The sequence below is a fragment of the Bacteroides celer genome, from assembly GCF_002632415.2.
GTDB lineage: Bacteria > Bacteroidota > Bacteroidia > Bacteroidales > Bacteroidaceae > Bacteroides.
The window spans coordinates 1,015,044-1,030,759 of the sequence record NZ_CP178209.1 but is presented as its reverse complement, the minus strand read 5'-3'; the positions used below and the strand labels follow the sequence as shown (position 1 = coordinate 1,030,759).

The following is a 15,716-nucleotide window of genomic DNA, read 5'->3' as shown; positions in this document are numbered from 1 at the left end:
CAAGTAAAAAAGCAGTAAATAAACGAACTTAAATAAAAAGGTATCCGAACTCTTTGAACAAAACGAGAGTTTGGATACCTTCCATACTTATAGCGAAGCTTTCTATTGACCTGCTAATTTCTTTATTGCCCTATAAACTCCACTATAAGATTCATTTCCATCGTATTTTTTAGCTAATTCACAAGCCTTCTCCCACAATGTGAATTACCTGACGCAACTTATATGCAATTATTAAAATCTAATCGTTCATTCTTTCACTTCCCAAGTATCAGTTCTAAAGGACGCCACCGGAATGCCATAGCGACTATAAAGTGTCCCTTGCTCATAATTCCGGAAACAATAACGGACAGCCACAGGAGCAGGAACTTTCTCACAACTTACTTCAAGACGTCCTGTATATTTCTCAATCTGTGCAGTAGCAGGATAAAACACATGATCGCTCCCGGCCACCTCCACGCCGGAAATAGTAGCTCCCAATGGTGCAAGCCCTTCACTGCCACAATCAAAAGCCAAGTACGCTTTGCCATTGGCTACCTCCATAGATTGATAGACAGGTGTGTCCGGAACAAAACCTTTCAACCCATAACTTCCGGAAAGGGCCAGCAACGCCAACCGTTCGCCGACTTTACGTTTACGGGCCGGATGAATGCAATTACGATCACCGATATCCATTGTTACAACCATATTACTGTTTGGAATCTCTTTCAAGTTCAGCAATTGTGCCTCACGCAATAAAGCACTTCCTACCAGTTCCGCTCCCTCATACGCAAAAGGAGCTATCTGAACATAATAAAACGGCAATTCGCCTTGCCCCCACGCTTCACGCAACATCTTGACAAAAGCCGGCTGTAACCTGCGATATAAATCCGGGTCCTTACGATTGGACTCGCCCTGATACCAAAGAAAGCCTTTGATGGTATATTGCTCGACAGGAGCAATCATTGCATTGTATAGCATACAAGGCTTGTACTTCGGTCGTTCAATGGACGTTGTGTCGTCAAGAAAACGAAGGTCGAACGCCTTAAACGGAGCTAACACTTCACGGCTCATCCAAGCCTGAATGGCGGTTCCTCCCCACGAAGAGACAATAATGCCAACCGGCACATCAAGTACTTTTTGGAGATAGTCAGCAAAAAAATAAGCAGTTGCACTCGCTTCAGATACCACCTCCGGAGTATTCTTCAACCATTGCGCCCGGCAATCTTTTTGTGGTTTCCGCGCTCCCGCCTGTCCAATTGTACAAATCCGTATCGGTCGTGAAGGTTTGGCGCGGACAATCATATCCACAGCATCAGCAATAGGCTGATTGGCTTTTCCCATCAAAGGCATTTCCATATTCGACTGGCCGGCACATAACCACACTTCGCCAATCAGGACATCACGAAGCATCAATTCTTCACCGTCACTTAGGCTGATCGAGTAAGGTCCTCCCGCAACGGGTGTTCTCAAGCTTGTACGCCACATTCCCGCATCATCCGCCCGAACCGTATAAAGCTTCTGATCCCAGGAAGGACGGATAGAAACCGTTTTCTTAGGGGACGCCATTCCCCATATCTGCACATCGGTTTGTTGTTGCAAAACCATGTTGTCTGTGAAGAGCGAAGAAAGTACCACCTTGGCAGGTGCACTTACTACGCTACATATAGCCAAAAGAAAAACAAGAAATCTCATATCCTGCCAATTTATTTAATGATATAATTCTTTTTCTCTTTCCCTATTCCTTTCAGGGTCAGAGATTTCCATGTATCAGGGATTGCTCCTTTTCCGGCTACAATACCTTTATCCGTAATATCCAATCCACCGAATCCCATCAGTACGGACTGCAATACACCACCTGCCCCTGTCAGGAAATAAGGGTTCGTACCACCGTCAAACTCGGCAATTACCCGGAATGGCGGATTCAGATTGGGAAGATAGGAATCTCTAAAGTAGTGCCATGCACGTTCACGGTCTCCCAAACGGGTAAACAAAATAGAGTAAATGGACTTCGACATGGCAGGTGTCTTTTTTCTCGGAACAGTCTGTAGATAATATTCCAAATCCTTCCGGATCTGCTCTTTATCCGTAATAAGCTTTAACGGGAAAGCTAACAGGCAGACATCAGCCTGTTTGGTTATAGCCCCGTCATACGTATCATGCTCTGCCGTTACTCCATTGGCAAGTTTCCGGAAACGAAGTTTCTCCGCCACAGTTGTCCACATAGGGTCTGACTTTACATTCAACAGTTTGGCTGCTTTACAGGCAGCTTCCAAAGTAGATTTCGCGACACCGTTTGTATAAGCATTATTATTCACATTCTTTCCTCCTTGACGGTTTTGGTTCCATTCATCCGCTCCAATAACATTCCTGATTTCATACTCTCCCGCTTCATTCGATTCCGAACGGCTTACCCAGTATTCGGCAGCGGCACTAAGAATAGAAAATCCTTTTTGACGAAGCCATTCTACATCCTGCGTCACAGCATAATATTGCCAGGCTGCCATAGCTACATCTCCCGTAATATGATTTTCGAAAGGGCCGTACATGTTGGTTACTGTGTTATCCTCGTTTCCCATCTCACTACTTTCCCACGGGTACATAGCTCCTTTATAGCCGTGCATGAAGGCATTATGCCTGGCTGCGTCCAAACGCTGATAACGATACTCTATCATTGACTCCGCCAATTCGGGATGCAGCAATAATAAAGCCGGAAAAATCCACGTATCAGCATCCCAGAATACATGGCCGTTGTAACCGAAACCCGAAAATCCCATCGGGGAACAGGACAATCCCGAACCTTCCCGCACAAAGGCATACATGTGATAAAGCATACTGTGAATGTCTTGTTGCGACTGAAGATCGCCCTCAATCACAATATCACTTTCCCAAAGCTTATCCCACGCAGCTATATGCTTGCTCCATAATCGTTCCACACCTTCTACAGCCGCAAATGCCGTCAACCGTTCCACTTCATTCTTGACATCGACATGAGTGGCGGAGGAAAGTGTCGTCCCGATAATCGAAAAAGTGTAAGGCTGACCTGCCTGCAAACGAACCGTAAACTCTTGTGTATGTACTCCGACTCCGCGTGCACTCCGGTGGCAGACTTCCGGACGGGGAAAAGAATCATCGAAAACAAACGATGAACAAGCCCCGATTTCAAGTTCCCGGGTCGGAGATTTGGCCATCGACGTACAGAAATCAATCGCTGTCTTTCCATTGAATATCCGGTTGAAAGACTCCTGCGGATTACGTAACGATTCATGCACCGTCAGTATATTCGCCACAGCTACTTCTATGTCTTCTTTCGGAATAATCCGCACCCGCAGCAAACACGAATAAGGCAAATGACGTAATGACGTATATTGATACTCAACACGGGCAAGCGATTGATAATCAAACTCTCCGCAAAACACTCCCTGACGCATATCCAAAGTCTGTTTATAACCGGATATCCGGGAAGCTGTCACCGTAGAACCGTTTATCTGCAATTCCGTATCGAGCATATTGATGCCATGCAAGAAATTGTTTACCCTCCCCTTACCATAGATATCATAGAGTCCTCCCAACACGACGCGGGATATCTTCAAAGGTTCGGGAGAAGAGACTAATCCCAGCATACCATTGGCTACTGTTATTCCATAATAAGACGGAGGCTCAATCTGTCCGGCAGTTATTTTCCAGGCATCCTGCGCCGACAAACCAGTGACAGGCCACACCCCCGTCAACAACAGGAATACTAATAAGTTTCTCTTTCTCATTTGATCTACTTTTTTATAAGTTTTTTGCAAGCTTTTTATAAACGTACAGCCAGTCTTTTCTCATCGGAGCAAGGCAAAGCCCGTTCCGACGAGAAAAGAAACATGCTAACTAAAAGTCTGTATGGATAAAAAAACTAATACATATATCCGTTCTTACCCGGATTACCGTCCATCTGCGACCAGGCATTGGCTGCATAACCTGTCGCCGCTCCTTCAACAGCAAACAGAGTCGGTTTTCCTTCCAGCATACCGGTCACATAGATTGTGCCATCAGCAGATATGGTAGGAGATGATTTCAGTTCGGTTCCAAGCTGGAGCGAAGCGATTGCCTTTCCTGTGGCCGGTTCAAGCTTCACCAAAGAACCTTTTTCCGTATCATTATAGTAGATATACCCTTCATTATCTATAGCAGGAACACCATAAGCAGTACCAGCCACTTCTGTTGACCACAAAACGGAACCAGCGGAAGAAATAGCAGTAATGTATTTGTCAGTAGCCACATACACAACCCCATTTCCATCAACCACCAAGCCATAACCGGTTTGTTTATTTTCCCCTTTGACAGCAGTGTACCATTCAGGAGTAGAAACATTACCTGCGGTCGTCTTCTTGGTATCATAGCAATAAACCAATGCTTTCGTCTCATTGGTCGAAATCCGGGCACCCAAATTATGACAAAGAATATATGCTCTCCCGTCTGCACCGACAGCGATCTGACTGCCATTCGGCTGATCATTCGGAGCATAGTTTTGCTCATTGGTCGACTTGCTCCAGCCATTGCCATTCGGAAAGAAGATGTGTGTACCATACGACCGTCCTCCGCTCTGTCCCGTGTTGACAAGTGCCCTGCCATCTTTCAATCCTACGCAACCGCCATAACTCCCGGAAGATGTTTTCTCCGCATACTTCAGAACACCGGACGCTTTATCGTAAATACGGAAATGCATACCATCCGTACTTGGAGCCGAATTCGTCAGAATCATCACATACTGATCCGTGACAACCGGAGCACCGAAAGGACGCATACTCGATTTTGCGCCAATCGAAGTAAACCACTTCTGTGTGCCGCCGTCCGCACCACCTTTAACGGCATAAATACTGGCAGACTTAGTTGCATCCGCTTTGGAAGAATTATCTCCGACAGCTACATAAACCGTTCCGTCGGAATCCACCGTAGGAGTCGGATGCTGATAGTCAGAACCTCGATTCGGTTCATTGTTCTGTCCGCAATCAAATCCCCAAGTCCGTTCACCGAGTTTCGTGAAACAAACCAGGTTATAATTACTGGAAGAAACATAAACATACTCACCATCTGCACTTGTTGCCGGAGAAGTGCCGTACACCACTCCCTGCTCATCGTAGGAATGAGACCATAACACGCCAAGACTACCGGCCCCCTTGGCTATATCCATTGTGACAGTCTTCGTATCTTTCCTTTTTTTATTATCCGTCACAGTCAGCGATACGTTTATTTTTCCATGCGAACCGAAAGTAATTTTCGGATTCTCCTCTGTAGAGAGGATAGCGCCGAACGTCCATTCTCTTTTGACAATCTCACACCCTTCCGCCGCTTTCGATTGATCCGTAAAAGCAACTTCTTCTCCCGCTACAATTCGTTCGGGCAACCAACTGAAGTCTGCCGTAGGACGAATACCGTCATCGATAATTTTAATGGTCTTTTCAAATACCGACTTCATAGCACCGCGATCCGAAGTGACAGTCAGACGAAAAAGATATTCTCCGCCCTCTTCCACACTAAAAGGCTCGGGAGCAGTCAGTTCATAGGACACCTTACCCATAAATTCCCATTTGCAGACTGCAATCCGGGCATTCTCCACCGTCGACGTGTTTGTCAGGGTAATCAAGTCACCAATCTCATAGGATTCTTTATCTGTAGTAAATCCTGCCTGCACCCATGTCTCTTCTTCAGGCGTACATCCTACCAGCAGACCGATAGCAGCCACTAATAAATATATGATTCTTTTCATTGCGTTTCTGTAATTTTAGATGATCGTTTCATTACTTCACGTATTCCAATTTACCGACGATGGGATAATGATCGGAGATATAAGTGATATTCTGATATACCTTATCGATCGTCTCGAACTTCAAAGCTTTAAAGCCTGTACAAAAGATATGATCTACTATATAAGGATTGGCAGTACCAAAGCCTGTATATGAGTTTTTCGTGTCTGTGACCGGAGCTGATAGACGCACATTAGTCATGAATGTTTTAACCCCGTCAAAGATATCGCTGTCGATCTGTTTGTTAAAGTCAGCAGTCAGCAACATCGGCAATCCTTCCGGATTGAGTTCGGACATTTTATTCACAATCACTTCCATCGACTTGCCCGGAGCGATGGTAGAGCCTACATCGATGTGAGTATTGACGAAAAAGAATTTCTTGCCGGAAGCAATGTGCTTGAAAATTGCCCACGTTGCCACACGAGGAACAGTATTGTCCCAACCTTGGGAACCCGGAACATCCGGAGTTTCGGAAAGCCAGAAACAATCCCACTTGACAAGCTCAACAGCCTTTTTCCGATAAAAGATAGGAACAAACTCATCATTGTTGGCATTGTTGGCACGGCGTCCCTTGCCGATATATCCATAATCTTTCCAGTTCTCTTCCAACCACTTCAACTGTGGAGGCCGGGCTTCCTGTATACCGATCACCGTCGGTTTCTGATCTTCAATCATCGGAATAAAGGCTGTCGTACGGGTCTCCCAGGATTTATCTCCCGTATCATTGGTGTTATAATAACGGATATTGAACGACATGACTTTAATTTGGTTATCATTCAGTGACGGGTCTTCCTCTTTTACTGTTTCCGGGTCCTTATAAAATTCTGAATAATCAGGAGTAGTATTACTGCATCCGCCTAATGCTACAACATAGATAGCAATAACAGGCAATATCTGGTTAAATTTCATCATACTAAATCTTTTATATTTTAATTCCAATTGGGGTTCTGTGATAGTTTATATCCGGCACTCTCATAGTCGCGGATCACCTGTGCAGGAACAGGATAAAGATATTGGCGGTCGTCATCGTACCAGATGCGGTTTCCCGTACCGGGGTTATATCTCAAATCGTATCCGCCTGCGGCATTTACTGTGGCATAAAGTCCTGTTTCATTCTTTACGTTCACCGTTTTGCAGTCTTTATTGGATGATTGCGTACCGTTATCGGTAAAGTAGCAATCAGGAGTTCCGTCACCATTCAGGTCAATATCCACATTCAATGCGCTGATGTGCATGCCTGTCCACGGTAGTTCCTCTATCAGTTCACCACATTTCCAACGACGCAAATCATTGAATCTCGTTCCTTCAGCCACCAACTCAATGGCACGTTCCCGACGGATTTCCAGTAAAACCGGATTAGTGATATTCGGATAAAAGACCTGCTGCAAATACGAATCAACAGTTGTAGGGAGTTTTTCCGTTCCGCCTGTGATTCCAGCACGTCGACGCTGGGCGCCGATGGTAGTGTTCCATTCAGCATCAGTAAGTCCACCCAGTTCGGCTTGTGCTTCGGCATAGTTAAGCAGCACTTCAGCGTAACGCAACAGGGGGATACTGTTGTTGTTCTTTTCATTGTTATCATATTTCGTGTCATCAAGAGAATACTTAATCACATGATAACCGGTCAGGCAAACTGTCATATCGGCTACTACGGCTTTTCCGTCACGTTTGAAATCCAGTCCGCGGATGGTCTGTGCCAAACGCAGGTCACGGCTCTTCATCTCTTCCACAAAGTTTTTGGTTTCGTAACCTGTTTCGGAAGTGAACGGAGTGCCGTCCAATTTCAGGTAAGTATTGACAAACGGACGAACCAGACTCCAGCCTTTACCGTACGAAAGCGAGTTATACCAGTAATTTTGAGTCCCGTAGATACCTGATGCGCTATTGGCACATACCGCCAGAATTACTTCAGAGGTAATGGGTGCTTCCAGATAGAACAAATCACGGTAGGCCCCTTTGGTTCCTGTTGCCGTATTCAGCGAAAGCCCGCTGTTGTCCATTACCAATTTGGCTGCATTGGCAGCATGGCGGTAAAGTTCTTCCGGAGTGATTTCCAAACCTGTCAGCTTGTGATAACGACGATAGGCGGCTTCGAACAGACACACTCGGGATTTGAGTGCGGCTGCGGCCCATTTGGTGAGTGTGGAGCTATTGACAGAAGAAGTTGCCTGAATATGTTCGTAAGCAAAATCGAGATCTTCGATCATATTCTTGATGATAACGTCCCGGCTGTCACGCTCTTTATACATGACATCGTACTGGTAGGACTGTATTTCATTGCCAAACCAGGGAACTTCGCCATATTGAGTCAACTTGTCATAATAAAACCAGGCGCGGAACCAACGGGCAATGCCCAAGTAATTATCGCGGGTAGCTGCATCCACTGTGCACTCTTTCGAGTGACAACCATCAATAAAATAGTTGATGTTCCGTAAGGTTCCCCACGACCAGCTGGTAGCTGTTTCCGAATTGTACGCGTTTTGCTGAATAAACACATTCGTCTGCCGGACAGCGGCAATATCACACATCTCATCCTGCTGATAGCCTGTAGAAAGTGTAGGCAATGCCCGATAGAAGGAATAGGCATAAAGGCGCAATCCGGACTCGCTGCCGAAAACCATAGATTTGTCAGCCTCTACCTGCATCGTCTCCGTCAAATCGCAACCACCTAGCAGCACCGTTGCACACAGAAGCAGGATATTACGTATAGTACTTAATCTTTTCATATCTTCTTTGTTTCTATTTAGTAAGTAATAGAGATTCCTAAACTTAGATTCCGCATCGTCGGATAGTTGAAGCCGTCTCCTTTGTTGCCGGAAGTCAGGTCATTATCCGAACCTTTCGTTATCACTGTCACATCGTAATCTTTCGTGTGACGGTAGAGTGGAGACCACGACCATAAGTTCTCGCCCGAGAAATAGACGGATACTTTAGAGAAACCGGCTTTTGCTATCCATTTCTTTGGCAGATTGTAACCAAACTGCAAGTTCTTGAGCCGGAAGTAAGATACATCCTGCAGGTAGCGTGTATTGGCCGTTCCTTTATATAAGGGATTGTAATAACCCGAATAACGCGGCAGATAGGCATCGGGACGGTCTTTGGTCCAGTAGTTATTCAAGTGGCACACCGGGACTTGGTTGTAAGGACGGTTGTACTGTCCCCAGAAAGAACTCTCGCCACTAGGATACCAGTCTTGTTTTCCCACACCGTCGAACATGGCTGACAGAAAGAAGTTATTCCAGTCGGCACTAAATGAGAGGGTATAGATGTAGCGCGGTTCAGAATTTCCAATGATTTTCCGGTCGCCCGGTGAGTCTACCGTGTTGGCTCCGTTATCAATAGTACCTGTATTGTTCAAGTCTTCGAAACGCATATCACCGGGATAAGTGATGTAATTGACAGATGTCTGCATCAGGTTGTTTTTGTAACCTTTCCCGTCAAAAGCCGCATCAATTTCGTCTTGTGACTGGAACAGTCCGTTACAAACAAATCCCCAAATTTCACCGATACGCTGACCTACATAATAATCATCCAAGTCACGTTTCGGATTATTATATTTGTCTATCACCGAATGATAATCGGCAAGGGTCGCTTTAATGCCGAAACTGAACGGTTTGCCTGCCAAACGGAACGAGTCGTTATATCCCAAGGAAATCTCGTAACCATAGGTACTCATGTCGGCATAGTTTCCTTTGGGTGATGATGCTCCGAATGTATCGGGAAGCGTCGGACCTACTGTATACATATTAACGGTCTTACGTACATAATAATCGGCGGACAGCGTAATCTTGTTATTCCAGAATCCCAAGTCGATACCCCCATCTATGGTTCGTGAAGTTTCCCAACCGATATTATCCGGAATCTGGTCGGGGTTGAGCGTGTAGCGTAACTGTGCCTTACCATCCAGGTAACGTCCTTCGCTTGAAGAACCGGTAGTAGAATAGGTCTTCAATGCGAACTTCTCCAGATAAGAATACGGTCTCACGTTACTATTACCTAATGTTCCATAAGAGACACGCAGTTTTCCGTGTGAGATAATAGCCGGATTCACCTTCCAGAACTTCTCTTCCGAGAAGCGCCATGCTGCCGAAGCTGAAGGGAAAAATCCCCATTGCGAATTGTTGGGGAACTTCGAAGAACCGTCATAACGCCCGTTCACCTCAAATAGATAACGGTTGTCATAAGAGTAATTCAACCGGAAGAATGCCCCGGCATACCGCCACCGGTTACCATCACTCTTAATAGACATATTATCTCCCATAGCAAAGTTGATATTTTCCACATCAGGCATCAACAAGCCATTCCGCTCCGAAGAGATTGCCTTATAGTCCTGCTGTTCATAGTTATATCCCGCCAGAGCTTTCAAATAATGTTTTCCGGCAAAGGTGTTCTCATATTCGGCATATATATTGGTGGATATATAGGTGGTCTGTTGCACTTTCTCCAACATCTTATCATCCGTTTCCGGTACTCCGAGATATTTAATCACCCCTTCGTAATCGCTATATGGAACGGCGGTCGTTTTCTTGTCTTCTATAAAATCTTTCGTACGGAAAGAGAAGTCTCCGGTAAAACGTAATTTGTTGTCCAGCATGGTTATATTCAGGGCAGTCGTATTTTTCAGCGTTTTCGTTGTACGCTTTATCCAGTTGTTACCCGTTACCAGTCCACCGACGGAACGTGCACCGGAGTGTGTCAAGGTACCGTCCGGATTGAAGATTGGCTCGGACGGATGGCCTTCCATATTGATCGCTTTCCAAACCAGACCTTCATTCTGCTCTACATAACCCAATGGCTGCGTATATTTATCATGAGTATAGTCTATATTATTAGAAATTTTCAGCCAGTCGAACACCTGTGCACTGATTTTGGTACGCATATTCATAGTGCGGTAGGTATCCGAGTTATAATTGAACAGACCGTCGTAATCGTATAAACGTGCGGAAGTGTAGTAACTGATTTTTCCGTTCGAACCGCTAATGGATACATTATGCGACTGTGCAAACGTATGATCCTTATAAAGCGCGTCATAGTAATCTTCATTTCCATAGTATGTATACTTTCCATCGGGACCAACCGCTGCCTGTAATGTATTTCCTGCCAACTTCCGCTGCCGGAAAGTCTCCAACCATTCTTTTGAGAAAGGTTGTGATTTATTAATGCTGGTAGGCTCTATCCCGCGGTAATTGTATTCCGCCTCGCGAAACAGATAAGCCCAGACATAACCGTCATCAACAACATCCGGCACAGCATACGGAGTCTCATAGGAGAAGTTCCCCGTATAATTGACTGTAAACTTATCTTTTTGCTTTGACGGATCTTTTGTTGTAATCAGGACAACCCCATACGGAGCACGTGAACCATAGATGGCTGCCGAAGCCGCATCTTTTAATACGGACACGCTTTCTATATCGTTCGGATTCAACATGGCCGGATCACCTTCTACACCGTCGATCAATACCAGCGCACTACCGCCCGCTCCGATAGACGTTACACCACGGATATTATACGAAGCCGATTGATTGGGTTTACCATCAACTAACGAAATATTCAGATTAGGTACAGCACCTTGCAACATCTGCGTGACATTAGCTACCGGACGATTTTCAAATACATCTGATGATACATTTTCTACCGCACCTGTCAAGTTTATCTTTTTTTGAGTACTGAACCCGACCACTACTACTTCGTCCAACGTCTGTGTATCATCTTTCAACATAACAGTGAGATAGTTTTTATTCTTCACGCTCACTTCTTGTGTCAGAAACCCCAGGTAGGATATTTGCACTATACTCCCTTCATTGACAGTCAACTGAAACTTACCGTCCATACCGGAGATTGTACCCGCCGTGCCATTTTTCTCTTTTATATTGGCTCCGATGACCGGTTCGCCCGACATGTCCTTCACTATCCCGCTAATAGTGTATTTCTTGGAGGATTGTTGTACAGACTGACTGTCTTTCTTCTTGATGATAATATCTTTCCCTTGGATAGTGTAGCTAACATCTTGTCCTGCCAAGACCTGTTCTACCACCTTTTCAATAGGTAAATCTTTGGCTAGCACGGTCACAATCTTTTTGGTATTCAGATCGCTTGCTGCAAATGCAAATGAATATCCGTTTTGCTTCTGTATTGTTTCAATAGCCTGCTTTACGGTTACGTTCTTTAACTGCAAGTTGATAAGCTGCGCAAATGAGCTTAGATAAGAGCATAGCAAGAGCAGGACCATGAAAAAGACTTTCTTCTTATTTTTCATAAGTCAATGGATAAATAATTGATAAATAGGATGAGAAGTTTAGGATTTTATTTATATTTGCCTAAGCTTTCATCAATTAAAGTCACTGTGGCTTTTAAGATAGAAGGGTAAGAGGTCAGGGGATGGAAAAGGAACCTGACCTTTTTATGTTTCTATCAAGAGAGGTGAATCATGTTTTTTCTAAATGGCTTTTCATATTTTTTTAAGTTTTAAAGGTTTAACATTTGTTCATTTGGGAAGTGTGATCACAATATTTTTTCCATTCATGGTATAAGTCATTTTGTCCGTAGATGACAATACATTCATAATCTCCTGAATACTTTGCTCTCTTTTACGGAAGTTTCCATAAAAACGAATCGTATTTAACGTGTCGTCTGCAACGGTTATTTTCACATCATAGCTTCTTTCCAGTTCTTTAATGATATCTGAAAGCAGCACTTCATCAAAATAAAGGCGGTCGTTTGTCCATTCAGCACTGTAAGCGGCTTTGGTGCCGGATACAAATAGTTTTCCTGTTTTTTTATCTAACAGCGCCTGTTGGTCCGGATGAAGTATGGTCTCTTTTTGCCGGGTATTCAGAGCGACTTTTCCTTCCAGCAGACAGACTTTAGCTTCCAGATCGTCTTTATAATTCCGGAAATTAAATTTAGTTCCCAATACTTTGACGTCTAGTTCTTCCGTATGTACTTTAAAAGGTATCTCCTCATTTCTGGTTACTTCAAAATAGGCTTCTCCCGACAAGTTCAATGAACGTTCATTAATTCCAAAATCTTGTGCATAGCTCATTTTGGAACCCGCATTAAGCCAAACCAACGTTCCATCAGGAAGATATAATTTGGTTTTTGAACCGTATGGAGCTTCCACCGTAATCTGTGTCAATTGATTTTGGAGCACTCTCTTTCCACTCTGAAAGGCAATCGTTCCGCAGAAAAAGACAATTACAACCATTGCAGCAACATAAATCCATGGACTGATAGTGAATGCTTTTCGTTTTAGCGATGGTCTTACAAGGCTTTCCGTATGTTCTAAAAATAATTGATAAGCCCGTTCTTTGTCGAAGTGCTGTTCATCTGCCTCATCAGAAGCAGCGATCCAAACTTCTTGCATATCGGAAAAATATTCTCGGTTTTCTTCCGAAACATTCAGCCAATTCTGTAACGACTGCATTTCTTCCGGTGTCAGACTGTTTGTCAGATAACCGACAATCCAATCATTGACCATATCCGTATGTGGTAATTGTTCATTCATAAAAGATAGTGCCTTTATATATACTACAGTTTTTTATTATAGCAGGGTAGGATAAAAAGCAAAAATAATGCATAAAAAAGTTCCTAGTTCTTTTTTAAGTATGACTAATGCGCTCTTAATATGATACTTAACTGTATTTACAGAAATGCCAAGCTCACAAGAAATTTCTTCGTAACTCATTTCCCGGAAGCGGCTCATGGTGAATACCTGTTTGCAGACAGGCGGTAATTTGTTGATGGATTCGTGGATTTTGGATTCCAATTCTTCTTTTAGCAGGTTGCCTAAAGGATGCACATTGTCAGAAACAATATTTTGCAATTGGATACCAGCCCGCTCCATAGCAGAAAAACGTATCTCTGTCTCTTGTTGTTTGAGAGCTAAATAGTTCAGACATTTATTACGTACAGCTACTATCAGATAACTGCGAAGAGGAGGGACCAGTTCCAATTTGTCTCTGACTTCCCAAAGATGAAAGATGACATCGTTCACGATGCTTTCCGCCTGCACTCTGTCTTTCAATAGATAATAACTAAGTTTACAGAGAGCAACATAATGATAATCATATATATATTTATATGCTTCATTATCCCCGGCCTTTAACTTTTTTATAATGTGTTTTTCATCAATTGGAATCATATTCTGTTTTTTCTGCTCTGCAATATTCGGATAATATATTGAAAGATGCAAATTAATCAGCAGAAAAATTGGTATTAGAGAAAAGTACCGGAAACATACGGATGCGTAAACCAGAAGCACGAACCTTCCCCCTCCCGGGATTCGACTCCAATCTCTCCACCCATCCTTTTGACCAGACTTTGGCAGATGGATAACCCTAATCCGGCTCCTTGTACGAACGAGTCCAATTTTATAAAACGATTAAAAATTTCATGCTGTTGTTCATCAGGAATACCTTTACCTGTATCCGTCACACAGAAACGCACCTGACTCTCGTCTTCCAATGTATAGGAAAGTGTAATCGAGCCCTTGGTAGTAAATTTTAAGGCATTGGTCAGGAAGTTAGAGAGTACCTGTATAATTCGATTTTTATCAGCATTAATCACGATCTGTGGTGAACTTTCATCAAAACGCAATTCGACTGCATCGTCACGTTTTTTGTGCGAGAAAGTAGCAATCACCTCCCGGCAAAGTTGTGGTACATCCACCCATCCCATAGTAAGATCTATCGCACCGGCCTCGATTTTGGAAATGTCCAATATGTCGGAAATAAGGTTGAGCAACAACTCACTATTCTCTTGCACCAAAGACATGTATGAATGGCGCAATTCCTCCTCATCGGTTTCGGCAAGCAGACTGGAAAAACCTACGATGGCATTAAGAGGAGTACGTATCTCATGACTCATGTTGGCAAGGAATGCCGATTTGAGTCTGTCCGATTCTTCGGCTTTTTCCTTGGCTTGAATCAGTTCCAGTTCCACCTGTTTGCGGGTAGTGATGTCGGTAGCCAATTCCATGATTGCCCAACGCCCGTCAAGCCATTTTATAGCCATACTCTGGATGGTGTACCAACGTTTGGTGACCGGATTGTAGTCTTCCCAAAAATGAACGCCTGTAAACTTACGGTTGGCATCAAGCAACTTTGGCTTCGGGCAGTGTTTACACCCATTTTCCAATCCTGCATTCAACATTCTCCAACATTCTGCATTTTCCGGAACTTCTCCTGCTTCTTCCCTGAAAGGCTTATTGGCAAAAATCACTTTCAGTGTATCGTAATCGCTCACAAAAATATTAGCATTGATATTATCCAATACCTTCTGCATGGTTCGCTGCGACTGTTGCAGAGATATTTCAACTTGCCAGCGTTTGGTAGCAGTGGATACAATTTGCGATATCTGGCTCATCAGTTCCACATCCTTTTCATCCCATTGTTTGTTCCAGCAAAAGTTAAATGAAAGAAATCCGAAATGTACTCCCAATTGTGACAAGGGGAATACAGCGATGGCTTTTACACCTTGCACTTCGAGCATTTGAGTAATAAAGGGATCGAGCGAATAAATATCGGACGTACAAATGATATGTTTTTCTTCCAGCATGTCGAACCAAGGTTTTCCCGCTTCAATAGTCATACTCCGCAGGTAATCTATAGCGGGTTCTATACCGTCGTTGCACCATTCGTAAGTACAGCCATACGTAACTCCATCGAGGTGGTTTTCCCATGTCGCCAAACGATCGACGCCAGTGTAGCGGCCAATCTCGGCCAATGCCATATTCATAGCAGTAGGTATGTCCGGTTCCAGTTGCAGAATTTGCAATACCTTGATAAATAATGCCTGCCGCCGGTTAGTCGCTTCGAGATTCTCCTGAATAGCAATCAGGTCTTTAGATTTCTCTTCAACCATCTGTTCGAGTCTGGTACGGTACTACTCCAGTTCCATACCGACTCCATGAGGTTCGGGATCAGTGGATTTCATGTTTAATCAATAACTGTG

The 15,716-nt window shown here is 44.0% G+C and carries 8 protein-coding genes and 1 pseudogene; all 9 read right to left on the bottom strand.

All coding sequences use genetic code 11. From position 1 onward, the window contains the following. Positions 1 to 246: 246 nt before the first annotated feature. The 9 genes and pseudogenes from CJF29_RS03705 to CJF29_RS03665 all read right to left on the bottom strand — a co-directional run bounded on the left by CJF29_RS03705 (position 247) and on the right by CJF29_RS03665 (position 15,698). A complete protein-coding gene (locus CJF29_RS03705) occupies positions 247 to 1,671 on the bottom strand; it encodes a sialate O-acetylesterase (RefSeq protein WP_004326400.1) in 1,425 nt (474 codons plus the stop codon). Between the two features lie 11 nt (positions 1,672 to 1,682). Then, positions 1,683 to 3,740, bottom strand: a complete 2,058-nt coding sequence (locus CJF29_RS03700) for a glycosyl hydrolase family 95 catalytic domain-containing protein (RefSeq protein WP_004326401.1) — start codon at positions 3,738 to 3,740, stop codon at positions 1,683 to 1,685. A gap of 134 nt (positions 3,741 to 3,874) precedes the next feature. Beyond that, on the bottom strand, positions 3,875 to 5,728 hold the full coding sequence (locus CJF29_RS03695; protein ID WP_099146758.1) for a PQQ-binding-like beta-propeller repeat protein: 1,854 nt from the start codon (positions 5,726 to 5,728) through the stop codon (positions 3,875 to 3,877). A 31-nt stretch (positions 5,729 to 5,759) separates the two neighbouring features. Next, complete coding sequence (locus CJF29_RS03690) at positions 5,760 to 6,677, bottom strand: endonuclease/exonuclease/phosphatase family protein (RefSeq protein WP_074557490.1); 918 nt, start codon at positions 6,675 to 6,677, stop codon at positions 5,760 to 5,762. Positions 6,678 to 6,694: 17 nt separating this feature from the next. Beyond that, entirely contained in the window at positions 6,695 to 8,491 is a 1,797-nt protein-coding gene (locus CJF29_RS03685) for a RagB/SusD family nutrient uptake outer membrane protein (protein WP_099146757.1), read from the bottom strand. A 17-nt stretch (positions 8,492 to 8,508) separates the two neighbouring features. Beyond that, positions 8,509 to 11,994: a TonB-dependent receptor gene (locus tag CJF29_RS03680; RefSeq protein ID WP_099146756.1), complete on the bottom strand. Its 3,486-nt coding sequence runs from the start codon at positions 11,992 to 11,994 to the stop codon at positions 8,509 to 8,511. Positions 11,995 to 12,249: 255 nt separating this feature from the next. Next, positions 12,250 to 13,269: a FecR family protein gene (locus CJF29_RS03675; RefSeq protein ID WP_004326406.1), complete on the bottom strand. Its 1,020-nt coding sequence runs from the start codon at positions 13,267 to 13,269 to the stop codon at positions 12,250 to 12,252. Between the two features lie 36 nt (positions 13,270 to 13,305). Further along, positions 13,306 to 13,905 (bottom strand): RNA polymerase sigma-70 factor, encoded by a 600-nt coding sequence (locus CJF29_RS03670; protein WP_099146755.1) that lies wholly within the window; start codon positions 13,903 to 13,905, stop codon positions 13,306 to 13,308. 74 nt (positions 13,906 to 13,979) lie between these two features. Beyond that, a pseudogene (locus tag CJF29_RS03665) lies at positions 13,980 to 15,698 on the bottom strand (ATP-binding protein). Between the last annotated feature and the right edge of the window lie 18 nt (positions 15,699 to 15,716).

Bases quoted from the DNA above. Each gene is read 5' to 3' on its own strand.
- CJF29_RS03705 (WP_004326400.1), bottom strand. From the start codon at position 1,671: ATGAGATTTCTTGTTTTTCTTTTGGCTATATGTAGCGTAGTAAGTGCA.
- CJF29_RS03700 (WP_004326401.1), bottom strand. From the start codon at position 3,740: ATGAGAAAGAGAAACTTATTAGTATTCCTGTTGTTGACGGGGGTGTGG.
- CJF29_RS03695 (WP_099146758.1), bottom strand. From the start codon at position 5,728: ATGAAAAGAATCATATATTTATTAGTGGCTGCTATCGGTCTGCTGGTA.
- CJF29_RS03690 (WP_074557490.1), bottom strand. From the start codon at position 6,677: ATGATGAAATTTAACCAGATATTGCCTGTTATTGCTATCTATGTTGTA.
- CJF29_RS03685 (WP_099146757.1), bottom strand. From the start codon at position 8,491: ATGAAAAGATTAAGTACTATACGTAATATCCTGCTTCTGTGTGCAACG.
- CJF29_RS03680 (WP_099146756.1), bottom strand. From the start codon at position 11,994: ATGGTCCTGCTCTTGCTATGCTCTTATCTAAGCTCATTTGCGCAGCTT.
- CJF29_RS03675 (WP_004326406.1), bottom strand. From the start codon at position 13,269: ATGAATGAACAATTACCACATACGGATATGGTCAATGATTGGATTGTC.
- CJF29_RS03670 (WP_099146755.1), bottom strand. From the start codon at position 13,905: ATGATTCCAATTGATGAAAAACACATTATAAAAAAGTTAAAGGCCGGG.